Source organism: Micromonospora sp. NPDC047467 (assembly GCF_040643095.1).
GTDB lineage: Bacteria > Actinomycetota > Actinomycetes > Mycobacteriales > Micromonosporaceae > Micromonospora.
The window spans coordinates 187,436-208,972 of sequence record NZ_JBEYTO010000006.1; the positions used below are offsets into that span (position 1 = coordinate 187,436).

The 21,537-nt window shown below is 70.4% G+C and carries 21 protein-coding genes and 1 tRNA gene; 15 read left to right on the forward strand and 7 right to left on the reverse strand.

Annotated features, from left to right (window positions below):
• Window positions 1–29 precede the first annotated feature (29 nt).
• Both ABZ780_RS18560 and ABZ780_RS18565 read left to right on the forward strand, forming a co-directional pair.
• Window positions 30–1,697, forward strand: coding sequence for a fumarate hydratase (locus ABZ780_RS18560; RefSeq protein WP_357010018.1), 1,668 nt, complete (start codon window positions 30–32; stop codon window positions 1,695–1,697).
• Window positions 1,698–1,803: 106 nt separating this feature from the next.
• Complete coding sequence (locus tag ABZ780_RS18565) at window positions 1,804–3,213, forward strand: class II fumarate hydratase (protein WP_357010021.1); 1,410 nt, start codon at window positions 1,804–1,806, stop codon at window positions 3,211–3,213.
• On the opposite strand, the gene ABZ780_RS18570 is transcribed toward ABZ780_RS18565, so the two are convergent.
• Window positions 3,158–3,505 carry a hypothetical protein gene (locus ABZ780_RS18570; protein WP_357010024.1) on the reverse strand — a complete coding sequence of 116 codons (348 nt, stop codon included), beginning with the start codon at window positions 3,503–3,505 and terminating at the stop codon, window positions 3,158–3,160. The genes ABZ780_RS18565 and ABZ780_RS18570 overlap by 56 nt on opposite strands.
• Window positions 3,506–3,953: 448 nt before the next feature.
• Here ABZ780_RS18570 and ABZ780_RS18575 point away from each other — a divergent pair, with 448 nt between their 5' ends.
• From ABZ780_RS18575 to ABZ780_RS18585, 3 genes are all read left to right on the forward strand, one after another.
• Window positions 3,954–4,766: a helix-turn-helix transcriptional regulator gene (locus tag ABZ780_RS18575; RefSeq protein WP_357010027.1), complete on the forward strand. Its 813-nt coding sequence runs from the start codon at window positions 3,954–3,956 to the stop codon at window positions 4,764–4,766.
• Complete coding sequence (locus tag ABZ780_RS18580; protein ID WP_357010030.1) at window positions 4,757–4,939, forward strand: DUF397 domain-containing protein; 183 nt, start codon at window positions 4,757–4,759, stop codon at window positions 4,937–4,939. Before ABZ780_RS18575 ends, ABZ780_RS18580 begins: the two co-directional genes overlap by 10 nt.
• Before the next feature lie 67 nt (window positions 4,940–5,006).
• On the forward strand, window positions 5,007–5,603 hold the full coding sequence (locus ABZ780_RS18585; RefSeq protein WP_357010033.1) for a GNAT family N-acetyltransferase: 597 nt from the start codon (window positions 5,007–5,009) through the stop codon (window positions 5,601–5,603).
• On the opposite strand, the gene ABZ780_RS18590 is transcribed toward ABZ780_RS18585, so the two are convergent.
• Window positions 5,570–6,115: a CGNR zinc finger domain-containing protein gene (locus ABZ780_RS18590; protein WP_357010714.1), complete on the reverse strand. Its 546-nt coding sequence runs from the start codon at window positions 6,113–6,115 to the stop codon at window positions 5,570–5,572. The two genes, ABZ780_RS18585 and ABZ780_RS18590, sit on opposite strands and share 34 nt — an antisense overlap.
• Before the next feature lie 85 nt (window positions 6,116–6,200).
• On the opposite strand from ABZ780_RS18590, the gene ABZ780_RS18595 reads away from it, so the two are divergent.
• From ABZ780_RS18595 to ABZ780_RS18605, 3 genes are all read left to right on the forward strand, one after another.
• Window positions 6,201–7,166 (forward strand): DMT family transporter, encoded by a 966-nt coding sequence (locus ABZ780_RS18595; protein WP_357010036.1) that lies wholly within the window; start codon window positions 6,201–6,203, stop codon window positions 7,164–7,166.
• Window positions 7,167–7,179: 13 nt separating this feature from the next.
• Entirely contained in the window at window positions 7,180–7,920 is a 741-nt protein-coding gene (locus ABZ780_RS18600) for an HAD family hydrolase (RefSeq protein WP_357010039.1), read from the forward strand.
• 159 nt (window positions 7,921–8,079) lie between these two features.
• Window positions 8,080–9,768, forward strand: a complete 1,689-nt coding sequence (locus tag ABZ780_RS18605) for a S8 family serine peptidase (RefSeq protein ID WP_357010042.1) — start codon at window positions 8,080–8,082, stop codon at window positions 9,766–9,768.
• A 257-nt stretch (window positions 9,769–10,025) separates the two neighbouring features.
• Here ABZ780_RS18605 and ABZ780_RS18610 read toward each other — a convergent pair whose 3' ends face one another.
• Together ABZ780_RS18610 and ABZ780_RS18615 are read right to left on the reverse strand one after the other, a co-directional pair.
• Window positions 10,026–10,919, reverse strand: coding sequence for a DUF559 domain-containing protein (locus tag ABZ780_RS18610; protein ID WP_357010045.1), 894 nt, complete (start codon window positions 10,917–10,919; stop codon window positions 10,026–10,028).
• 274 nt (window positions 10,920–11,193) lie between these two features.
• On the reverse strand, window positions 11,194–11,988 hold the full coding sequence (locus ABZ780_RS18615) for a helix-turn-helix domain-containing protein (RefSeq protein WP_357010048.1): 795 nt from the start codon (window positions 11,986–11,988) through the stop codon (window positions 11,194–11,196).
• 63 nt (window positions 11,989–12,051) lie between these two features.
• Between ABZ780_RS18615 and cysS the strand changes: the two genes are divergently transcribed.
• Window positions 12,052–13,467: a cysteine--tRNA ligase gene (cysS, locus tag ABZ780_RS18620; protein WP_357010050.1), complete on the forward strand. Its 1,416-nt coding sequence runs from the start codon at window positions 12,052–12,054 to the stop codon at window positions 13,465–13,467.
• Window positions 13,467–14,612, forward strand: coding sequence for a 23S rRNA (guanosine(2251)-2'-O)-methyltransferase RlmB (gene rlmB / locus ABZ780_RS18625; RefSeq protein ID WP_357010053.1), 1,146 nt, complete (start codon window positions 13,467–13,469; stop codon window positions 14,610–14,612). Before cysS ends, rlmB begins: the two co-directional genes overlap by 1 nt.
• Before the next feature lie 123 nt (window positions 14,613–14,735).
• Here rlmB and ugpC read toward each other — a convergent pair whose 3' ends face one another.
• Entirely contained in the window at window positions 14,736–15,827 is a 1,092-nt protein-coding gene (gene ugpC, locus ABZ780_RS18630) for a sn-glycerol-3-phosphate ABC transporter ATP-binding protein UgpC (RefSeq protein WP_357010716.1), read from the reverse strand.
• 341 nt (window positions 15,828–16,168) lie between these two features.
• On the opposite strand from ugpC, the gene ABZ780_RS18635 reads away from it, so the two are divergent.
• Together ABZ780_RS18635 and ABZ780_RS18640 are read left to right on the forward strand one after the other, a co-directional pair.
• Window positions 16,169–16,245 (forward strand) — tRNA-Thr (locus ABZ780_RS18635).
• Window positions 16,246–16,727: 482 nt separating this feature from the next.
• Window positions 16,728–17,009 carry a hypothetical protein gene (locus ABZ780_RS18640; RefSeq protein WP_357010056.1) on the forward strand — a complete coding sequence of 94 codons (282 nt, stop codon included), beginning with the start codon at window positions 16,728–16,730 and terminating at the stop codon, window positions 17,007–17,009.
• 242 nt (window positions 17,010–17,251) lie between these two features.
• Here ABZ780_RS18640 and ABZ780_RS18645 read toward each other — a convergent pair whose 3' ends face one another.
• Entirely contained in the window at window positions 17,252–18,571 is a 1,320-nt protein-coding gene (locus ABZ780_RS18645; protein ID WP_357010059.1) for an acyltransferase, read from the reverse strand.
• A gap of 106 nt (window positions 18,572–18,677) precedes the next feature.
• Window positions 18,678–19,298, reverse strand: a complete 621-nt coding sequence (locus ABZ780_RS18650) for an ABATE domain-containing protein (protein ID WP_357010062.1) — start codon at window positions 19,296–19,298, stop codon at window positions 18,678–18,680.
• 127 nt (window positions 19,299–19,425) lie between these two features.
• Between ABZ780_RS18650 and ABZ780_RS18655 the strand changes: the two genes are divergently transcribed.
• The 3 genes from ABZ780_RS18655 to ABZ780_RS18665 all read left to right on the forward strand — a co-directional run bounded on the left by ABZ780_RS18655 (window position 19,426) and on the right by ABZ780_RS18665 (window position 21,532).
• On the forward strand, window positions 19,426–20,556 hold the full coding sequence (locus ABZ780_RS18655; RefSeq protein WP_357010065.1) for an MFS transporter: 1,131 nt from the start codon (window positions 19,426–19,428) through the stop codon (window positions 20,554–20,556).
• A gap of 119 nt (window positions 20,557–20,675) precedes the next feature.
• Window positions 20,676–21,077, forward strand: coding sequence for an AraC family transcriptional regulator (locus ABZ780_RS18660; protein ID WP_357010068.1), 402 nt, complete (start codon window positions 20,676–20,678; stop codon window positions 21,075–21,077).
• A 35-nt stretch (window positions 21,078–21,112) separates the two neighbouring features.
• Window positions 21,113–21,532 carry a VOC family protein gene (locus ABZ780_RS18665; protein WP_357010071.1) on the forward strand — a complete coding sequence of 140 codons (420 nt, stop codon included), beginning with the start codon at window positions 21,113–21,115 and terminating at the stop codon, window positions 21,530–21,532.
• The last annotated feature ends 5 nt before the right edge of the window (window positions 21,533–21,537 follow it).

The window sequence follows — 21,537 nt, forward strand, 5'->3', positions numbered from 1 at the left end:
TCGACCGGTCTGCCCTAGGCTTGCCGCTCATGAGCAGTGCCGCTGCATTCTCGTACGCCCCCCTGCTGCCGACCGGCCCTGATCAGACGGAATACCGCCTGATCACCGACGAGGGCGTGGACGTCGTGCACGGCCCCGGAGGTCGCCGGTTCCTCACCGTCGACCCGGCCGCGCTGACCGCGCTGACCGCCGAGGCGATGCACGACATCGCGCACTTCCTACGCCCGGCGCACCTGGCCCAGCTCCGCGCCATCATCGACGATCCGGCCGCGTCGCCGAACGACCGGTTCGTCGCGCTGGACCTGCTGCGCAACGCCAACATCGCCGCCGGTGGGGTGCTGCCGATGTGCCAGGACACCGGCACCGCGATCGTGATGGGCAAGCGCGGCCGGCACGTGCTGACCGACGGGACGGACGCCGAGGCCATCTCCCGGGGCGTCTACCAGGCGTACACGCGGCTGAACCTGCGCTACTCCCAGCTCGCCCCGCTGACCATGTGGGATGAGCGCAACACCGGCAGCAACCTGCCCGCCCAGGTGGACCTGTACGCCGAGGACCCGGACGGGCACCCCGACGCGTACAAATTCCTGTTCATGGCCAAGGGCGGCGGTTCGGCCAACAAGTCGTACCTCTACCAGGAGACCAAGGCGCTGCTCAACCCGACGCGGATGATGCAGTTCCTGGAGGAGAAGCTGCGGCTGATCGGCACCGCCGCCTGCCCGCCGTACCACCTGGCCGTCGTCATCGGCGGCACCTCCGCCGAGTACGCGCTGAAGACCGCGAAGTACGCCAGCGCCAAGTACCTTGACGCGCTGCCCACCTCCGGGTCGATGAGCGCGCACGGCTTCCGCGACATCGAGCTGGAGGCGGAGGTGCTGGAGCTGACCCGCAACTTCGGCATCGGTGCCCAGTTCGGCGGCCGGTACTTCTGCCACGACGTACGGGTGGTCCGGCTGCCCCGGCACGGTGCCTCCTGCCCGGTGGCGATCGCCGTCTCCTGCTCGGCGGACCGCCAGGCCGTCGCCAAGATCACCCCGTCGGGCGTCTGGCTGGAGCGCCTGGAGACCGACCCGGCGCGTTTCCTGCCCGATGTCACCGACGACTCGCTCGACGCCGAGACGGTCGTCCGGGTCGACCTGAACCGGCCGATGGACGAGATCCGCGCCGAGTTGTCCAAGTACCCGGTGAAGACCCGCCTGTCCCTGTCCGGCCCGCTCGTGGTGGCCCGCGACATCGCCCACGCCAAGATCGCCGAGCGGCTGGACGCCGGCGAGCCGATGCCGCAGTACCTGCGCGACCACGCGGTCTACTACGCCGGCCCGGCGAAGACCCCCGAGGGGTACGCTTCCGGCTCGTTCGGCCCGACCACCGCCGGCCGGATGGACGCCTACGTGGAGAAGTTCCAGGCCGCCGGCGGCTCGCAGGTGATGCTGGCCAAGGGCAACCGGTCGGGTCAGGTGACCCGCTCCTGCCAGCAGCACGGCGGCTTCTACCTCGGCTCGATCGGCGGCCCCGCCGCCCGCCTCGCCCAGGACTGCATCCGGCACGTCGAGGTGCTCGAATACGCCGAGCTGGGCATGGAGGCGGTCTGGAAGATCGAGGTGGAGGACTTCCCGGCCTTCATCGTGGTCGACGACAAGGGCAACGACTTCTTCGCCGAGGTCACCAAGCCGGTGCTCACCGTCGGCCGCCGCTGACCCGACAGGTACGCGTCGCCAGATCGCGCGAGGTGGAGCGGCTCTCGGCCGAGTTGGGCTGAGGGCCGCGCCACTTTCCCTGCACAGTGGCAGGTGGCGCGGCAGGATGGTACGCGTGACGACTCCAGAGGCGACGGGTTACCGGATCGAACGAGACTCGATGGGCGAGGTGGAGGTGCCCGCCGAGGCGCTGTGGCGGGCGCAGACCCAGCGCGCGGTGCAGAACTTTCCCATCTCCGGTCGGGGTATCGAACCGGCGCAGATCAAGGCGCTCGCCCAGATCAAGGGCGCGGCGGCCGAGGTCAACGGCGAGCTTGGTGTGATCGACGCGAACGTGGCCGCCGCGATCGCCGCCGCCGCCGCGCACGTGGCCGACGGCGGTTACGACGACCAGTTCCCGATCGACGTGTTCCAGACCGGCTCCGGAACGTCGTCCAACATGAACGCCAACGAGGTGATCGCCACCCTGGCGAGCCGGGAACTGGGCGGGCCGGTGCACCCGAACGACCACGTCAACGCCTCACAGTCCAGCAACGACGTGTTCCCGTCCTCGATCCACCTGGCTGCCACGCAGTTCATCGTGGAGGACCTGCTGCCGTCGCTGACCCACCTCGCCGCCGCGTTGGAGGGCAAGGCGGCGGAGTTCGAGACGGTGGTCAAGGCCGGCCGTACCCACCTGATGGACGCCACGCCGGTCACCCTCGGGCAGGAGTTCGGCGGGTACGCGGCACAGGTCCGCTATGGCGTGGAGCGGCTGGAGGCGTCGCTGCCCCGACTGGCCGAGCTGCCGCTGGGCGGCACCGCGGTGGGCACCGGGATCAACACCCCGCTCGGCTTCGCCGCCGCCGTCATCGGCAGGCTGCGGGAGTCGACCGGGCTGCCGCTGAGCGAGGCGCGCAACCACTTCGAGGCGCAGGGCGCCCGGGACGCGCTGGTGGAGACCTCGGGGCAGTTGCGCACCGTGGCCGTGGGTCTCTACAAGATCGCCAATGACATCCGCTGGATGGGCTCCGGCCCCCGGGCGGGGCTGCGGGAGCTGCGCATCCCCGACCTCCAGCCCGGCTCGTCGATCATGCCGGGCAAGGTCAACCCGGTGGTCGCCGAGGCGATGCGGCAGGTCTGCGCCCAGGTGATCGGCAACGACGCGACGGTCGGCTTCGCCGGCTCGCAGGGCGACTTCGAGCTGAACGTGATGCTCCCGGTGATGGGCCGCAACCTGCTGGAGTCGATCCGGCTGCTGGCCGCTGCGAGTCGGCTGTTCGCCGACCGCCTGGTGGCCGGCCTGGTCGCGGACGCCGAGGTCTGCCTGGCGTACGCCGAGGGGTCGCCGTCGATCGTCACCCCGCTGAACCGCCACCTCGGGTACGACGAGGCCGCGTCGATCGCCAAGGAGGCGCTGGCCAAGCAGACCTCCATCCGAGAGGTGGTGATCTCCCGAGGTCACGTCGACTCCGGCAAGCTCACTGAGACCCAGCTCGACGAGGCGCTCGACCTGCTTCGGATGACTCACCCCTGACCTGCGGGTCGCCGCGGGGTGCCGCCCAGCCGAGGAAGCGCGCGTAGAGCGCGGCGGGGTCCGGGCCGTCGTGCGGGTTGAGCCGGTACAGGTCGGCGGCCGCGTCGTGCAGGACCGTGCACAGGTAGATGCTCAACGCGATCCGGTCGTGCGCGTACTCCTGGCGCAGGGTGAGCCGGGCGACCGGGCACGGCCATGGCGCGGCGCAGACCCGGCAGAGCCAGAGCGGGCGCAGTGGCAGGTGCGGTCGACGTGGGATGGTGGCGCGGTCGTCCGGGGCGCTCCGGGTCATGGTGCGGCCTTCCTTTGGAGCTGAATCGTTTGCGTCATCACCCCGCCGCAGCCAAGATCGCGCTCGTTCCTGGCTGCGGCATCACCTGCCGCAGCCAAGATCGGGCTCGGTCCTGGCTGCGGCATGACCCGCCGCCGCCAAGATCGTGCTCGATCCTGGATGTAGTGGTCTCCGTCCGCCGGGACCGCACTACTTCCACGATCGAGCACGATCTTGCGGGGCCGGTCGGCCTGGTCTGGGGTGGGACCGCCCGACCGGGGGAGCGGGCGGTCCCGGGCGGCGCCGACAGACCCGGGGGACGGGCGGCGGTGTCGCGCTTCACAGTCTGGTGATCAGGCGGCTACGGTCGGAAGGGTCTGGTCGACCTGTCGTGGCTGCCCTGTTGCAGGCGGGACCGCCGCTGGCGGCCGACTGGAGTTGATCGTCGGCGAGGTGGAGGGCGGCAGGCATGGCCGATGGGCAGATGACGGCGGCGGCGTTCCTGATCGCGGAGCTTCGTCGGGCGCGAGCCCGGCGGGGTTGGAGTCAGGAGGAGCTGGCCAAGGCGGTCAGCTACTCGGCGTCGATGGTCAGCGCCGTCGAGTTGGGCCAGCAGCCGCCCACCGGCAAATACCTGGAACTCGTCGACCGTGCCCTGGACACCGGCGGCCTCTTCGGCCGCATGTCCACCGAGCTGGTCAGCCTGGACCGGGCGCAACCGTGGCTGCGCGGCTGGCAGGCGATTCTTGAGCAGGCGCGCACGGTCCGGTGGTACGAGCCCCGCTACGTTCCGGGGCTGTTCCAGACCGAGGCCTACGCGCGGGCGGTCTTCGAGGCGGGCGACCTGCTCGATGCCGAGGAGGTCGCACGGCGACTGGCCGATCGGATGGACCGCCAGGAGGTGCTGCACAGTGAGCGGTCGCCGCACATCGTGGCGGTGCTGGACGAGGCGGTGTTGCGCCGACGGGTGGGCGGGCGGAAGGTGATGCGCGACCAGACGCTGCACCTGGTGGGCATCGCCACCGGGCACCCTCGGGTCCGACTGCACGTGGTGCCGCGATCGGCCGAGGAGTACCCGGGGCTCGGCGGGCAGTTCGCGCTTGCCACCCTGCCCGATGGCACAGAGCTGGCCTATCTGGACAGTCAGGTCCGTGGCCAGGAGCTGGACCAGCCTGCGGATCTGGCGCGGTTGCAGCGGGTCTGGGAGGCTACCTTGGGCGAAGCCCTGCCCCCGCAGGCGTCCATCGAGTTGATGAGCGAGGTGGCCGAGTCGTGGAGTTGACCGACGCTCGATGGCACAAGAGCAGCCGCAGCAACCAGGACGCCAACTGTGTCGAGGTGGCTACGAACCTGGGGGAGGTGGTCGGGGTGCGCGACAGCAAGGACCCGGACGGACCCGTGCTCGCCGTCGACGCGTACTCCTGGCGGCTCTTCGTGGCCGCGCCCCCGCGCTGACGCGACCACCTCGCGCGGCGCGGAAATCGGCTCGACGGCATCGCGGCGCGGGCGGGATGATCCGGCCATGGGTGCGGATGGCGCCGGTCTGCCGGCGGCGACCGAGCGGTTGCGGCTGCGGCGGCTGACCAGGGCCGACGTGGACGCGCTGGTCGAGTTGGACAGCGACCCCGAGGTGATGCGGTTCCTGACCGGTGGCGTCGCCACGGGGCTGGCGACGGTCCGCGACGAGCAGTTGCCGAGGCTGCTGGCCCAGTACGACAGGCACCCCGGGCTGGGCCGCTGGGCGGCGCTCGACCGGGCGACCGGCGAGTTCCTGGGCTGGTTCGCGCTCGACCCGTCGGGCGACGGAGGCGAGGCCGAGTTGGGCTACCGACTGCGGCGCGCGACGTGGGGGCGTGGCCTGGCCACCGAGGGTTCCCGGGCGCTGGTGCGGTACGCCTTCGACGTCGTGGGTGTGCGTCGGGTGTGGGCCGAGACGATGGCGGTCAACGACCGGTCCCGGCGGGTGCTGGCGAAGGCGGGGCTGCGCCACGTGCGGACCTTCCACCTGGAGTGGGACGACCCGATTCCGGGGACCGAGCATGGCGAGGTGGAGTACGAGGTGTGGGCGCAGGAGTGGGCCGCGGCTCAGGAGCGGTCGGCGGCCCGACGGGCGCGGTAGGCGGTCACCGCCGCCCGGTTGCCGCAGCCGGCGTCGCAGAACCGCCGCGACCGGTTGCGGGACAGGTCGACGACCACGTTGCCGCAGTCCGGGTAGTCGCAGATCCGCAGTCGGCTCAGCTCGTCCATCCGGACCAGGTCGGCCATCGCCATCGCCGCCTCCACCGCCATCCGCGTGGCCAGCGGTGCGTCGAGGGGCACAGCGTGCAAATGGTACGGCTCGTCGTCGTGCCGGATGAGCTGCGGCAACGCCCGGTGTTCCAGCAGCAGGTCGTTGATCACGGCGACGACCTCGGCCGGATCGGCGTGCCAGATGCGCCGCAGCCGGGGCCGCAGCGCCCGGACGGCGTGCAGCTCGGCGTCGGTGCACTCGTGCCGCCCGCTGTAGGAGTGCCGGATGAAGTAGTCGTTCAGCGCGGCGACGTCGGGCAGTAGCTCCCCGTCGCGGCCCGAGGTGTTGACCAGCGCGGCGGCGGCGATCAACGAATATTCGGTGTCATGAGCGAACAGCAACTTGATTCCTGTCACAGGTGGCACCTAGCGTCATCGGCACAAGGATAGTTTGCTCATGACATTGTGTCTTCCCGAGGAGCGCGAGATGCACCCACGACCCGCCGCCGGCGCCGCGCTGGCACTGCTCTCCGCGGTCACGTTCGCCACCTCGGGCACCTTCGCGCGCTCGCTCATCGACGCCGGCTGGTCGGCCGAGGCCGCGGTGATCTGCCGCGTCGGCATCGCCGCCCTGGTGCTGGCGATCCCCGCCGTGCTGTCCCTGCGGGGCAGATGGCACGTGCTGCGGAGCAACATGACAGCGGTCGGGTTGTTCGGGCTGCTCGGGGTTGCCGTGGCCCAGGTGTGCTTCTTCAACGCCGTGCGTTACCTGCCGGTCGGCGTCGCGCTCCTGCTGGAGTACCTCGGCATCATTCTCGTCGTGGTCTGGATGTGGCTGCGGCACGGGCAGCGCCCTCGCCAGCTCACGGTGGCCGGTTCGATGGCCGCCCTGTGTGGGCTGGCGTTCGTGCTGGACCTCACCGGCACCACCAGCTTCCACCCCGTGGGCGTCCTCTGGGGGCTGGGTGCCGCCTTCGGCCTGGCCGGCTACTTCGTGCTCGCCGGCCGTGTCGACCCCCGGCTGCCCTCCGTCGCCATGGCCAGCGGCGGAATGGCCGTCGGCGCCGTCGTGCTGCTCCTCGTCGGGCTGACCGGCCTGCTGCCGCTGCGCGCCACGTTCGGCGAGGTCACCTTCGCCGGGCAACGCACCAGTTGGCTGCTGCCCATCGCCGGGCTCTCCCTGGTCGCCGCCGTGGTCGCGTACCTCGCCGGGATCGCCGGCACCCGGATCCTCGGCGCCCGGTTGTCGTCGTTCGTCGGGCTGACCGAGGTGCTGTTCGCGGTGCTGATCGCCTGGCTGTTCCTCAACGAACTGCCGACCGCCTGGCAGCTGTTCGGCGGTGTGCTGATCATCGCCGGGGTCGCCCTGGTCCGCCTCGACGAGCTGCGCGGAACGCCGTCGACACCGGCGTCCGTGGCGCCCGAGCCCGCGCTGGCGGTCAACGCGCGGTGAGACAGTGGGCACCATGCTGACCACCGTCGTCTTCGACGCCGACGAGACCCTGCTGGACCTGAGCCCGGCGGTGACCGGCGGGCTGGTGGCCGTCCTCGACGAGATGCGGCGGCGCACCCCGGCCGCCGCCGGAGTGACCCTCGCCGAGTTGGAGTCGGACTGGGGCGCGGTCTTCGGTGACCTGAGCGCCGCCCCGGTGATGGAAATCCGCCGCGCCGCGCTGGCCCGATCGCTGGCCCGCGCCGGGCTGGAGGAACACCTGGACGAGATCGCCGCCCTTTTCTTCGCCCGCCGGTTCGCCCTCACCCGCCCCTTCCCGGACGTGTTGCCGGCGATGGCCACGCTGCGCGCCCGGTACACGCTGGGCTTCGCCACCAACGGCAACAGCCGCGCCGAACGCTGCGGGCTCGCCGGTGAGTTCGCCTTCGAGGTGTACGCGCACGAGAACGGCCTGCCCAAGAAGCCAGCCCCGCAGTTCTACGCGGCGGTGGTCGAGGCGGCCGGAGTCCCGGCCCGGCAGATCGTGTACGTCGGTGACTCGTGGGTGCACGATGTCGTCGCACCCCGACGGGCCGGCCTCCGCTCGGTGTGGCTGAACCGGGCCGGCCGGCCACGCCCGGACGGATTCGTGCCCGACGCCGAAGTGTCCACGATGGCCGACCTGCCTGCCGTGCTCGCTGACCTGCCTGCCGTGCTCGCTGACCTGCCTGGCATGGTCGCCGACCTGCCGGGCTCGCCGACCTGCCGGCGCTGACGGACGATCATCCAGCGGTGCCCGTCGATCCAGGTGGAGTGCCCGCCCACCTGGACGGATCAGGTAGAGATTCACCGCCATAACGGGCGCTCATCTGGCGGAATCCTGCCGGGTGTTGTGTGATGGCTGCCACGTCCCTCAACGAGAGGATCTGATGTGGTGAGCAAGCGCTTCACCGTCAGCGCCGTCGCAACCGCGGCAGTGCTGGCACTTACGGCTGCGGGGCTGGGCGTACCAGCCAGCGCCGCGCCGACCAGTTCCCGAACCTTCACCGTCGTCGCCGAGGACGGCGTCGCCGCCGACACCGCGGTCGCCGCCATCCGGGCAGCCGGCGGCACGGTGGTGTCCCGGTCCGACGAGGTCGGGATGTTCCAGGTGACCAGCGATCGGGCTGACTTCGCGGCCAGGGCGACCGCTGCCCCGGCGCTGGTCGGCGCCGCCCCGCAGAAGGCGATCGGCCACAAGCCGAAGCTGGACCGCGTCGAGCAGGAACACCTGACGGCCGCCATCAAGGCCGCCGGCAAGGGGCCCAAGAAGGGCGCCAAGCTGGACCCGCTCGACGACAAGCTGTGGGGCCTCAAGATGATCCGGGCCGACCAGGCCCGCAAGACCGAGCCGGGTGACCGCCGGGTGACCGTCGGCGTGCTCGACACCGGCATCGACGCCAGCAACCCGGACATCGCGCCGAACTTCAACTGGGCGCTGTCGCGCAACTTCGCGCCCGACCTGGTCGACGTGGACGGCCCCTGCGAGGTGCCGAGCTGCCTCGACCCGGTCGGCACCGACGACGGCGGACACGGCACCCACGTGGCGGGCACCATCGGTGCCGCCGCGAACGGCTTCGGCCTCTCCGGTGTCGCGCCGAACGTCTCGCTGGTCGAGCTGAAGGGTGGCCAGGACTCCGGCTACTTCTTCCTCGACCCGGTCGTCAACGCGCTGGTGCACGCCGGCCGGTCCGGGATCGACGTGGTCAACATGTCGTTCTACGTCGACCCGTGGCTCTTCAACTGCACCGCCAACCCGGCCGACTCCCCGGAGAACCAGGCCGCGCAGCGGGCCACCATCAAGGCCATGAAGCGGGCCCTGGTCTTCGCCCACAACAACGGCGTCACCCTGGTCGGCGCGCTGGGCAACAGCAACATGGACCTGGGTGCGCCGCGTACCGACACCGGCAGCCCGAACTACGGTGGGACCGCCCCGTACCCCCGGCCGATCGACAACAACAGCTGCTGGGACCTGCCCGTCGAAGGCCCGCACGTCATCGGGGTGTCGTCGGTCGGCCCGTCCGGCAAGAAGTCGGACTTCTCCAACTACGGCACCGAGCAGATCTCGGTGGCCGCGCCGGGCGGCTGGTTCCGGGACGGCTTCGGCACCGACACGTTCCGCACCGACGCCAACATGATCCTCTCGACGTACCCGAAGCACGTGCTCCAGGAGGAAGGCTCGGTCGACGCGGACGGCAACATCGTCGCCGGCTTCGAGGAGTCGGTCTTCAAGCAGTGCAAGGCCAACGGTGAGTGCGGCTACTACACCTACCTCCAGGGCACCTCGATGGCGTCCCCGCACGCCGCCGGCGTCGCCGCGCTGATCGTCAGCCGGCACGGCAAGCCGGAGCGCCGGGGCGGCTTCGGCATGTCGCCGGACCTGGTCGAGCAGCACCTCTACCGGACGGCCACGGAGCGTGCCTGCCCGGAGCCGCGGCTCCAGCAGTACCGCAATGAGGGCCGGGACGAGACCTACGACGCCTACTGCGCCGGTGGGGTCAACTTCAACGGCTTCTACGGCTACGGGATCGTCGACGCCTACGCGGCGGTGAAGACCCCGCTCAAGCCCAACGCCCGCCCGTAACACACCACCTCAAGGCCCGGCCGACAATCGTCGGCCGGGCCTTGTCGGCGTCCAGGGCCTTGCCGGGGTCCTGGGCCTGTCGGCGTCCAGGGCCTTGTCGGCGTCCAGGGCCTGTCGGTGTCCTGGGCCTTGTCGGTGTCCTGGGCGCTGCCGGGTGTTCCGCGCCCATGATCGACTCCAGATCGCCGACATTGCGGTATCCGCGTCGTGTGATGCCGCCATGTCGGCGAACTGGTGTGGATCAGATCCGGCGGTGATCACCTGCGCCAGCCACGGGAGATCAGGGCCGATCGAACTTCACTCAGCACCGCCGGGAACTCGTTCTGCAGCCGCCGGCTGGTCACGTGCAACACCAACCAGCCCGCGCCGACGAGCAGGTTGAGCCGTCGACGGTCGCGGTGCAGTTGCTCCGGATCAGCGTGCCATCGACCGTCGTACTCCACGGCCACCCGGAACTCGGGCCAGGCCAGATCGGGATGCAGCACGAGCCCGCCAGCCAACTGGATCGGGTGCTGGGCAACCGGCCGGGGTAGCCCGCCCAGCACCAGACGTACCCGTAGCTGCGACTCGGGTGGCGACTGCGCACCCGGATCGGCCAAATCGAAGATCCAGCACGCGCGCCGGCCGCCTGGCCGGTCCGCGTTGGCGGTGCCGACGGCGGTGAGCCCAGCCCGGGTGGTCAAACCGCTCGCGAGCAGCGAGTCGACGATGGCGACCGCACGCAGTGGGTCAGACCAGGCCGCCGTCTCCCACGCTGCGGAGGACGGATCCGTTCGCCGGAGTGTGGGGTTGCTCCGCGTGTCGGGAGGGGCCGTCATCGGCGGTAGGCCCGCACTCACGTCAAGCCCCGTGGGCACCGGAACGCCGGCACCGACCAGGTGTACGCGTAGGCCCCGCTGAGAGTCGACCCGGGCGGCCCTCGGCACCAGAACGTGCACGTCGTCCTCGAAGCCGGCGGCGTGCTCGATGCCATGCAGGTAGGCCGAGGAGGGCCCAGCGATCAACGACCCGGCCGGCAGCCGCAACATTGCCGCCTGGGCGGCTAGCCCGTGGTCACGATCGAGGCGGGCATCGGCGTACACGTCGTGGCGGAGGCGGACCCAGGACGAGCCGCGCAGCTGATGTCTCGTGACCAGGCCCCGTCGGATCACGTCGGATCCGCGGAAGACCTGCCAGGCGAGGGCGGGAGGCCGGTGGGGGCGAGGAGGCATGCGGCCAGACTCCGACCCCCGGCCTGGCGTCCGATACCCCTGTGGACAGTGCCCGGCGGTCACGCGTCCGGTGCCTGTGGATGACTGCCGAGCACCAGATCGGAGTGCTATACGTCGAGATCATCACCATGTCGGCGACGTGGCGCTATCGATCGGCAGGGATGCCGCAATGTCGGCGATGTGGAGTTGATCAGCCTCGGCGAGCGTGCGGGGGTCAGCGGAGGGTGGTGGCGATGGTTGTGGCGGCGGCGAGGACCTGGGGGCCGATCGTGTCGACGTCCAGCGGGGCGAGCGCTACCACGCCGACGCTCGCCTCCAGCCCGGGTACGCCGAGCACCGGCGCGGCCACCCCGTACGCCCCAGCCTGCAACTCTCCGCTACTGATCACCGGGTCAGCCACCCCGGCCCGACCGCCCAGGATGGCCCGGCCCGCCGCGCCCCGGTCCAGCGGGTGCCGTGCTCCCGTCCGGTACGCGACGTGGAACGACGTCCAGCTCGGCTCGACCACCGCCAGGGCGACGCCCTCCCCGCCCTCGACCACGGTCAGGTGCGCGGTCGCGCCGGCCTGCTCGGCGAGCCGGCGCAGCGCGGGCAGCGCCCCCTCGGCGAGCAGCGGCTGTGCCCGTCGGGCCAGGTGCAGCACGCCGACACCGAGGCGGAGCCGGCCGTCGCTGTCGCGCCGTAACATGCCGTGCCCGGTCAGCGGACCCACCAGCCGGTAGACGGCCGCCCGGCCGATGCCGAGCCGGGCCGCCGCCTCGGTGACGGTCAGCCCGCCCGGCGCGTCGGCGACCAGGTGCAACAGCCGCAATCCCCGGTCCAGCGTCTGCGCCATCTCCCCAGCTCGACCGGGGACCGCGTCGGCTGGCGTGTCGGGCCGCCCGGTTGCTGTGCCGGCTCGCCTGGTGCCCCTGTCGGACGGCGGGACCGCGTCGGCCTGCCCGGCGGCTGCCTTGGCTGGGCCGGTGGGGTGGGCGGGGGGCTCACCGGGGCGTGCGGTCGCATCCACGCCTGGCAGCGTACGACCCGGCACCGCCGGACCCGGACAGACACGGACGGCTACCCTTGTACGGTGACGCTACGCCTGTATGACACCGCCACCCGATCGGTGCGGGACTTCGTCCCGCGGGAAGCCGGCAAGGTGGGGGTCTACCTGTGTGGTCTCACCCTTCAGGCGCCGCCGCACATCGGCCATCTTCGTTCCGGCGTCAACTATGACGTGCTGCGCCGCTGGCTGCTGTCCGCCGGTTACGAGGTTACGTTCATCCGCAACCTGACCGACATCGACGACAAGATTCTGGTCAAGGCGGGGGAGCAGGGCCGGCCGTTCTGGTCGATCGCGTACGCGAACGAGCGGATCCTCACCGAGTCGTACCGGGCGTTGAACGTGCTGGCACCCACCTATGAGCCGCGCGCCACCGGGCACATCCCCGAGATGCACGAGCTGATCACGAAGTTGATCGCGGACGGGCACGCGTACCCGGCGACCGACGGCTCCGGCGACGTCTACTTCGATGTGGCGTCCTGGCCACCGTACGGGTCGTTGTCGGGTCAGTCCCCGGACGCGATGCAGTCAGCCGGTGACGCCCCCGACCGGGGCAAACGGGACCCACGCGACTTCGCGCTCTGGAAGGGCGCCAAGCCGGACGAGCCGGCGGACGCCTACTGGCCGTCGCCGTGGGGGCTGGGTCGCCCGGGCTGGCACATCGAGTGCTCGGCGATGTGCTGGCGCTACCTTGGCCCGGAGTTCGACATCCACGGCGGCGGGCTGGACCTGACGTTTCCGCACCACGAGAACGAGATCGCCCAGTCCCAGGCGGCCGGGCTCCCGTTCGCCCGTTACTGGGTGCATCACGGGCTGCTCAGCATCGGCGGGGCCAAGATGGGCAAGTCCGCCGGCAACGCACTGGACCTGGCGTACGTGGACTCGCTCGGGGTGCGGCCGGTGGAGCTGCGCTACTACTACGCCGCCGCCCACTACCGCTCGGTGATCGACTACTCGGAGGACTCGCTGCGCGACGCGGCCACCGCGTACCGGCGGATCGAGGGCTTCGTGCAGCGGGCCGCCGAGCGGGTGGGCGCCGGGCAGTTCGGCGAGCTGCCGGCCGGCTTCGTCGCGGCCATGGACGACGACCTCAACACCTCCGCCGCCCTGGCCGTGCTACAGCAGCACCTCCGGGACGGCAACACCGCCCTGAGCGTCGGCGATGATGTGACCGTCCGCACCACCCTGGCCGCGGTCCGGGCGATGCTGGATATCCTCGGGATCGACCCCCTCGACGCCGCCTGGACCGGTGGCGGCAGTTCGAATGATCTGCGTGCCGTGGTGGACTCCCTGATCGCGCTGGCCCTGGAGCAGCGTGCGCAGGCCCGGGGCCGCAAGGACTGGACCGCCGCCGACGCGGTACGTGACCAGCTCAAGCTGGCCGGCGTGGTGGTCGAGGACACCCCCCAGGGCCCCCGTTGGACTATTGGAGAGCAGGACTGATGGCCGGCAACTCGCAGCGCCGTGGCCGGCGACTGACGTCGAAGGCGGGTGCCCCCAAGGGCTCCGGCGGCAAGAACAAGGACTCGCTCACCGGGCGGGGGCGTACCCTGCCCGCCGACGAGCGGCCGTGGCACAAGGGATATTCGGGCACCGAGAAGCTGCCCCAGCGCACCGCCTGGAAGCAGGACAAGGAGCGCCGGGCGGCGGCCGAGGAGGGGCGTGCCCCGAAGATCGGTCAGCCGGGCAGCAAGGACACCACCTGGGGCAGGGGCGGCGGTCGGGGCGTACCGGCCGGTCGGTCTGGTGCCGGCGGTCGCGGTGGTGCCGCAGGCCGGGGTGGCGCCGGTGGTCGGTCTGGTCCTCGGGTCGCGCCGGGGCGCAAGTCCAACCCTTCGAAGGACACGCCGGAGCTGCTGGTCGGGCGCAACCCGGTGCTGGAGGCGCTGCGCGCCCTGGTGCCGGCGACGGCGCTCTACACGGCTCAGGGCCTCGACGCGGACGACCGGATCAACGAGATCCTCCGGACCGCCGCCGACCGGGGCATCGCCATCCTGGACATCAGCCGGGCTGAGCTGGACCGGATGACCGGGGGAGTGCTGCACCAGGGTGTCGGGTTGCAGGTGCCGCCGTTCGCGTACCAGCCCTTCGAGGACATGGTTGCCGCGGCCCTGGAGCAGCCGGCGCCGCTCCTGGTCGCGCTGGACGGGGTCACCGACCCGCGCAACCTGGGTGCCGTGATCCGTTCGGCCGCCGCGTTCGGTGCGCAGGGTGTCTTCGTACCCGAGCGGCGGGCCGCCGGGATCACGGCGACCGCCTGGCGGACCAGTGCCGGCGCGGCCGCGCGGGTGCCGGTGGCCCAGGTCACCAACCTGACCCGGTCGTTGAAGGCATGCCGGGACGCCGGCTTCATGGTGGTCGGCCTGGACGCCGACGGCGACACCGACCTGTACGACCTGGAGGCCGCCGTCGGCCCGCTGGTGGTCGTGGTCGGCTCCGAGGGGCGCGGGCTGTCCCGCCTCGTCGGGGAGACCTGCGACCTGACCGTCAGCATCCCGATGATCTCCGAGGTGGAGTCGCTCAACGCCAGCGTGGCCGCTGCGGTCACCCTCGCCGAGGTGTCCCGCCGCCGCTCGGTCGAGCTGTAACAACGTCGACGAGGCCCTTCCCGGTTGCCGGGAGGGGCCTCGTCGTGTGTCTAGGTGTGCCGTCGGTACGACGAAAGGGGCGGCCCGCCGAAGCGGACCACCCCTATTCGGTACGGCGTTACGTCAGATCCGGCTGCCGGTGGCGGCGTGGAAGACGTGGCTGCGGCCGGCGGTCGGCTTGACGAACACGGTGTCACCCATGTTCGGCATGTTGCGCCGGTCGGTGCGGACGACGAAGCGCTCCGAGTTGCCACCCAGAGCGGCGTGGCCGTAGACGTTGGCGTCCGAGCCGAGGTCCTCGACCAGCTCGACCACGACCGGCATGCCGCCCTCGGTCGGGCTGACCAGCTCGCAGTCCTCCGGGCGGAAGCCCACGGTCACCTTGCCGTCGCCACCCTCGGCGCGGGCCGCCTCGACCTGCTCCCGGGTCAGCGGGATGTGCAGCTCGGCGAACTCGGCGCCCCGCTCGTTCAGCGGAACGGTCTTGATGTTCATGGCGGGAGAGCCCATGAAGCCGGCCACGAAGACGTTGGCCGGGGTGTCGTAGAGCGCCCGGGGGGTGTCGACCTGCTGGAGAACACCGTCGAGCAGCACCGCGACCCGGTGACCCATGGTCATGGCCTCGACCTGGTCGTGCGTCACGTAGACCGTGGTGACGCCCAGCTTGGCCTGGAGGGAAGCGATCTGGGTACGGGTCTGCACACGGAGCTTGGCGTCGAGGTTCGACAGCGGCTCGTCCATGAGGAAGACCTGCGGCTCGCGGACGATCGCCCGGCCCATCGCGACACGCTGACGCTGACCACCGGAGAGCGCCTTCGGCTTGCGGCTCAGGTACTCCTCCAGCTGGAGCAGCCCGGCCGCCTCCTTGACCCGCCGGTCGATCTCCGACTTGGAGGTCTTGCGCAGCTTGAGGGCGAACGCCATGTTCTCGTACACCGTCATGTGCGGGTAGAGGGCGTAGTTCTGGAAGACCATCGCGATGTCGCGGGCCTTCGGGGGGAGGTGGGTGACGTCGCGCTGGTCGATGTAGATCGAGCCGGCGTCGACGTCCTCCAGGCCGGCGAGCATCCGCAGGCTGGTGGACTTGCCACAACCGGAGGGGCCCACGAGGACGAGGAACTCGCCGTCGCCGATCTCGAGGTCCAGCTCGTTGACGGCGGGACGCTCTTGCCCCGGGTATACCCGGGACGCCTTGGAATAGGTGACCGTAGCCATGGTGAAGCGGCTTCCTTTCACCGGCAGGAACGTGCCGGACGATCCGAGTGAAGGAGCGACCGGCACGTACCCGTACCGGTCAGCGGGCGACGGGTCGCCGCCGGGGCGGCTGATCGTCATCCGTGTCACTGCACCGTAAACGGGTTTCACCCCGCTGCCAAGGTGAGGGGTCGTCGGAAGTGAGCCAGCGGCCCGGCATTCCGGTCACTCGGGCACGGTCAGACATCAATCGACACCGCACCCCGGCGTACGGACGTCGGGTTCATGACGTTTCCCGTGCTCGGGAGCCCTCGCGAGCGGGATATTCGGACGTCAGTCGCTATGCTGACCTCGACGCACGCGCCCCTGTAGCTCAGCTGGCCAGAGCACTCGCCTTGTAAGCGAGATGTCGCCGGTTCGATCCCGGCCGGGGGCTCCATATCCACCAGGCGCTTCCCCGGACCGCAGGACCGGGAGCGCGGTGATTGACAGCAACAGGATCTCCGGCAGCCGTCAGCGCCCGGCGTAGTCGGTCACTTCCGCCAATCGTAGTCATCACACACCTTGGGGCCGCCCTCTTCCAGGCCTACAGCCAGCCGCACGACGCCGAAATTCGTCGGGGTAGGCCAGGGTGACCGCATGTCGGCGTGCCGGGCAATGGCCAGGTCACGCTGTACGGTCAGCGCTTGTGTTCGGGCCGAGTGGCCCATGACGCAGCGACGGCGCACAGCATGAGGCAGACGAATAGGCAACCCAGCGCGCCACACAGGAACATGACCCCAGCCCCGATGCCTTCCACGGGCAGCAGCGTAGGCGCTCAGCCAGCCGTGCCCGCAGCGTGCCCGATGTAGCGGTCAGCGCCGGTCAGGTTCAGTGCACTCGACGGGCCGAGGACCGTCGAGGGGGCGCTACTCTGCTGCCGTGTCTGAGCCGGAGACGAGCGATTTCGGTGTCGTGACCCAGCGCGCCCGAACGACACTTCCCTATCGCCTCGCCGTGTGGTACTTGAGATCAGCCTTGGTGAGCTTGCCCCTGGTCATTATCGATTTTGACCGCCTGTGGCCGATCTGGCCATCGGTAATCTTCCTGGGCCTAATCTGCTTGCAGCCAGCACGCTATATGGCATATTTCGAGTGGAAAGTGCCGCAAGTCGATCTCGACATCATGCTATGGCGAGACGCTTTCAGCCCACGCTTCCGCTAGCCGCTCCCGGCGGGCCGCATGTACGCGCTGCACAGCCACGTGGCAGGTCGGAGACGGAGGGCGGCAGATCAGCGGCCGGCGTCAGAGACGTGCGCGGACAGGCTCGGACGGAGCGCCCAGAACTTGTAAGCGAGATGTCGCCGGTTCGATCCCGGCCGGGGGCTCCAATTCCATCAGGCTCTCCCGATCGGCGAAAGCTGCGGGTCGGCCGGCTGACAGCAACCGGCCGACCGCGTACCGGGTCATGGAATGTGGCTGTGCACGCTCCGGTAGGTGCCGGGCGCGACCTCCTCAGGTTGGGGATCATGCCCGGTCAGGACGGCATTTTCCTGGGTCTGGGGCTGGGCACCACCATCCCCGGCGAGGACGGCCTCGGGACGCTGCCGGGGCACCGCAACGGACTCCTGTGTACCGGTCTCCTGCGGCGCGGTCTCGTGCCGAGCAACCTCCTGCGGACCGACCTCCTGCGGGGCGGACGTGACGCGGCGCGGGTAGAGGCGGCGCAGGGATCTCTCCACCGGGTGTTCGATCCACCGGTAGCAGGCCCACGCCAGGGCGATGCCCATCACCGCCCACACCAGGAGGACCTTGAGGTTCGCCCAGTTCGCGGGGCTGCCGTCCACCGTGCCCATCAGCCAGTACATGAGCGACAGGTGGACCAGGTAGAAGGCGTAGGACCACGCGCCGAGGGAGACCAGCGGCTTGCTCCGGAAGACCGAGGGCCGCCCGGAGAGGTCGCGGATCGCCGCAGCGAGCACCACCAGCACGCAGGCGGGAATCAGGCCCTGCTGCGACCAGTGCGGGCCCCACCAGCCCTGCCGTGCGCCCCACCACAGGAACAGCACCGATGCCGGCACCGACGACAGGGCGAGCCACAGGTTGATTCTGGGCCGCCAGCCGCGGAGCAGCGCGGCAGCGGCGATCATTCCCAGCAGGAACTCGATGAACCGGATCGGCGGGAAGCGCAGGTACCAGGAGAGCTGGATCCAGTACTGCTTCGGGTCGATGAAATCCTGCACGATGAACCAGTAGGCCCATTCGATGACCAGGCCGGCGGCGGCGAGGATCGCGAGCGCCGGCAGCCGCAGCCGCAGGAGCGGCCGGATGACGAACGGGAAGAGCAGGTAGAAGAAGGCCTCGCAGGAGACCGACCACGCCACGGGGTTGGCGACGAGATGGTCCGCCGGAGGGAACCACGCCTCGGCCAGCGACAGACTCAGCAGGGTGCGCTTCCAGGAGTCGTGCCAGACCTGGTCGAAGGCCACCCAGGCGATGACGGTGCTGACCGCGAGTGCGGGCCAGACCCGGGCGAGCCGGCGCCAGTAGAACGTCCCGGTGCCCACCGTGGGGGAGAACGACCAGGTAAGTACGAAGCCCGAGAGAACATAGAAGAACGTGACCCCGGCATCGCCGAACCGGAAGAAGTCGCCGAGTTTGATGTCGTAGACCGTTGGCAGCTTGATGATCTGGTTCGCGTGGAACAGGAACACCGCGAACGCGGCGAACCAGCGCAGCCCGGTCAGGGACTCGACCCGGGGAGTGCGTTGTTGGGTAACACTCATCGTGATGTGGCACCTTTTGGGGCATCCGCCTGACCGGGGGTCGGCTGGCGCTCCAGGCATGATGCCAGGTTCCCCGCCGTCGTGGCGGCCGGGCTAGAGCGGGCGTTCACCGCGTCGCACGGGTGCGCCGGGCGGCGACGTAGCGGCGCATCTTCTCGGCAGTTCCGCAGTCATCCATGCTGCACCAGCGGCGACTGCGGTTCTTGCTCTCGTCGTTGAAGATGAAGCGGCAGCCTCCGCATCCCTTGATCCGGTTCAGCGCCCCCGCGGTGAGCAGGTGGACCGCTGCGTGCACCACTGGCCGTAGAGGCCGGGCAAGCGTGTGGTCATCTCGCCAGACCCACGTGAACGTGCTCCCGACCTCAAGCTGCGCGTGGCCGAGCGCGTCCGCCTCGTCGTCCCGCAGTCGGGCCAGCGCAGGCGTGCCCGGAGCTGCTCCAGCGGCCAGCGACCGGAATATGTCGTCGAGGTAGTCGCGGGTGCCCAGCGTTCGTGAGAAGGCAGCGCGAGCGCCGTCTGGATCGTCGTGAGACAGCCGGCGTAGCGCTGTCGCCTCCGATTCGGTGAGGGCGCCCGCGTACACGCCCCAGGCGACCAGCTCCGGATAGCCCGTGAGCACGTCGTCGTCGGAGGGCCCGGCGGGTGGACCGGTGCGGGTGTTGATGAAGTCCAGGGCGAGGTTGCCGCCCACCAGGTGCATCCGCGTGACGTCCTCGACTGTTTCCATCAAAGTCCACTTTACCAGTTGACCCTCTGTCGGGGTCGCCACTAGCGTGTTTCTACTGTACGGGATTTAGACGGAAACAGTTGGGGGATGGATGGGTCGCGGGCGAGCAGTGGGAGCATTGATCGGCTTGTCCGGCGGGACCTTCCTCTACACCACCGCCGAAGCGCTGCCGATCGGCCTGCTGCTCCCGATGGCCGCGGACCTCGCCGTCCCGCCGTCGCAAGTGGGCACGCTCGTCACCGCGTACGGCGCGGTGGTCGTTGTCGCCTCGATCCCGTTGACGGCGCTGGCCAGGAGAATTCCTCGCCGGCTACTCCTGTCGGCGCTCCTGGCCGGTTTCGTCGTCAGCACCGCGATCACGGTGTTCGCGAGCACGTTCGCGCTGCTGCTGGCGGCCAGGATGGCGACCGCGGCGACCCATGCGTTGTTCTGGGCGGTGGTGGTGCCGGCCGCGGCCGAGCTGTTCCGACCCGGTCTACGCGGGCGGGTGGTCGCGATCGTGTTCGCCGGCGGCAGCGTCGCTCTGGTCCTGGGGGTGCCGGCGGGCACCTGGCTGGGCGAACGCGCTGGCTGGCGTGTGTCGTTCCTGGCGGTGGCCGGACTCGGCGCGATCGTGCTCGTCACGGTGGCCTCGCTCCTGCCGTCGACGCCGCCCGGGCAGGGGCACGCCGCCCGGGGCGCGACACCCGACGCCTACCGCTTCTGGCTGCTGGTGGCGGTGGCCATCCTGACGACCGCCGGTGCAATCGCCGCCTACACCTATGTCGCCCTCTTCGTCACCGAGGTCAGCGGTTTCCCCGCCTCGTCGGTCGGGGTCATCCTGCTGGTGCGCGGTGTTGCCAGCGTGCTCGGGATCCTCGCTGTCGGAGCGGTGGTGGACCGCGGCCCGTGGCTCGCCCTGGTCGCGACCATCGCGCTGCAGTCGGTGGCACTGCTCGGGCTGTACGTGATCGGCCACCGGCCGGCGGCCGCCGTGGGCCTGCTCGCTCTGGCGGGACTGGCCTTCGCGGCGTTCACCGCGGTGCTCGGTGGCGTCGTGCTGCAGGTGGCGCCCGGGCGCTCCGACCTCGCCGCCGCCACCGTCTCTGCCGCGGTCAACGTCGGCATCACCGGCGGTGCCCTGGTCGCTGGCCTCGCGCTACCGAGCCACGGCGTGCACAGCACGGTGCTGCTCGGCGCCGTGCTCGGCGTCGCTGCTCTGATCGTGGCCGCCGGTGGCTTCACCGGCCGGGTCACCGGCGCATACGCGCAGCGCTGAATGCCGCCGCAACCGCTGTCCGCGCGTACCCAGCAACCCGCCCGAGGTCAGCTGACCCCCTGCGCTGGCCAGGCCGGGCGGTAGCCTGGGCCGGGCAACGAGCCGAGCGGGAGGGGTCGATGAGTCGCGCGGCGGAGGCGTCGAACCGGGCGATGCTGCGTGCCCGGGACGCGATGGACCGGGCGTACGCCCAGCCGTTGGACATCCCGGCGCTGGCCCGGATCGCGCACGTCTCCGAGGCGCATTTCATCCGGACGTTCCGGGCGACGTTCGGCGAGACTCCGCACCGCTACCTCCAGCGGCGCCGGATGGAGCGGGCGATGGCGCTGCTGGTGGAGACCGACCGGGACGTCACCGACGTCTGCTACGCGGTCGGCTTCGGCAGCCTGGGCACGTTCAGCCGGACGTTCCGACAGATCGTCGGCGAGTCGCCCTCGGATTTTCGGCGTCGCCACGTCGCACCGACGAACGTGCCGTCCTGCTTCACCAAGGCCTGGACGAGACCAAGCGGTTTTGGATAAGCAGCAGGTCAGGGGCGACGTCTAGCGTCATGGGCATGACGATGAACGCGATCAGCCGCTCCCAGATCTACGTCCTCGACCAGGACGAGGCGCTTGACTTTTACGTCAACAAGCTCGGCATGGAGATCAACACCGATCAGGATCTCGGCTTCATGCGCTGGTTGACGGTCAACCTGCCCGGCGACCCGGAGCGCGAGATCCTGCTGGAGAAGCCGGGGCCGCCGGCGCTGGACCCGGCCACCGCCGAGCAGGTCCGGGAGCTGCTCACCAAGGGTGCCCTGGGTGGGTACCTCTTCATGACCACCGACGACGCCCACAAGACGTACGAGGATCTCGTGGCGAAGGGCGTCGAGATCACCGACGAGCCGACCGAGCGCCCGTACGGCATCGACTTCGGCATCCGCGACCCGTTCGGCAACCGGATCCGCATCGGCCAGATGTTCCCCCGGGCGTAGGGGTG

Bases quoted from the DNA above. Each gene is read 5' to 3' on its own strand.
- ABZ780_RS18560 (WP_357010018.1), top strand. From the start codon at position 30: ATGAGCAGTGCCGCTGCATTCTCGTACGCCCCCCTGCTGCCGACCGGC.
- ABZ780_RS18565 (WP_357010021.1), top strand. From the start codon at position 1,804: ATGGTACGCGTGACGACTCCAGAGGCGACGGGTTACCGGATCGAACGA.
- ABZ780_RS18570 (WP_357010024.1), bottom strand. From the start codon at position 3,505: ATGACCCGGAGCGCCCCGGACGACCGCGCCACCATCCCACGTCGACCG.
- ABZ780_RS18575 (WP_357010027.1), top strand. From the start codon at position 3,954: ATGGCCGATGGGCAGATGACGGCGGCGGCGTTCCTGATCGCGGAGCTT.
- ABZ780_RS18585 (WP_357010033.1), top strand. From the start codon at position 5,007: ATGGGTGCGGATGGCGCCGGTCTGCCGGCGGCGACCGAGCGGTTGCGG.
- ABZ780_RS18595 (WP_357010036.1), top strand. From the start codon at position 6,201: ATGCACCCACGACCCGCCGCCGGCGCCGCGCTGGCACTGCTCTCCGCG.
- ABZ780_RS18600 (WP_357010039.1), top strand. From the start codon at position 7,180: ATGCTGACCACCGTCGTCTTCGACGCCGACGAGACCCTGCTGGACCTG.
- rlmB (WP_357010053.1), top strand. From the start codon at position 13,467: ATGGCCGGCAACTCGCAGCGCCGTGGCCGGCGACTGACGTCGAAGGCG.
- ugpC (WP_357010716.1), bottom strand. From the start codon at position 15,827: ATGGCTACGGTCACCTATTCCAAGGCGTCCCGGGTATACCCGGGGCAA.
- ABZ780_RS18645 (WP_357010059.1), bottom strand. From the start codon at position 18,571: ATGAGTGTTACCCAACAACGCACTCCCCGGGTCGAGTCCCTGACCGGG.
- ABZ780_RS18650 (WP_357010062.1), bottom strand. From the start codon at position 19,298: ATGGAAACAGTCGAGGACGTCACGCGGATGCACCTGGTGGGCGGCAAC.
- ABZ780_RS18660 (WP_357010068.1), top strand. From the start codon at position 20,676: ATGAGTCGCGCGGCGGAGGCGTCGAACCGGGCGATGCTGCGTGCCCGG.
- ABZ780_RS18665 (WP_357010071.1), top strand. From the start codon at position 21,113: ATGACGATGAACGCGATCAGCCGCTCCCAGATCTACGTCCTCGACCAG.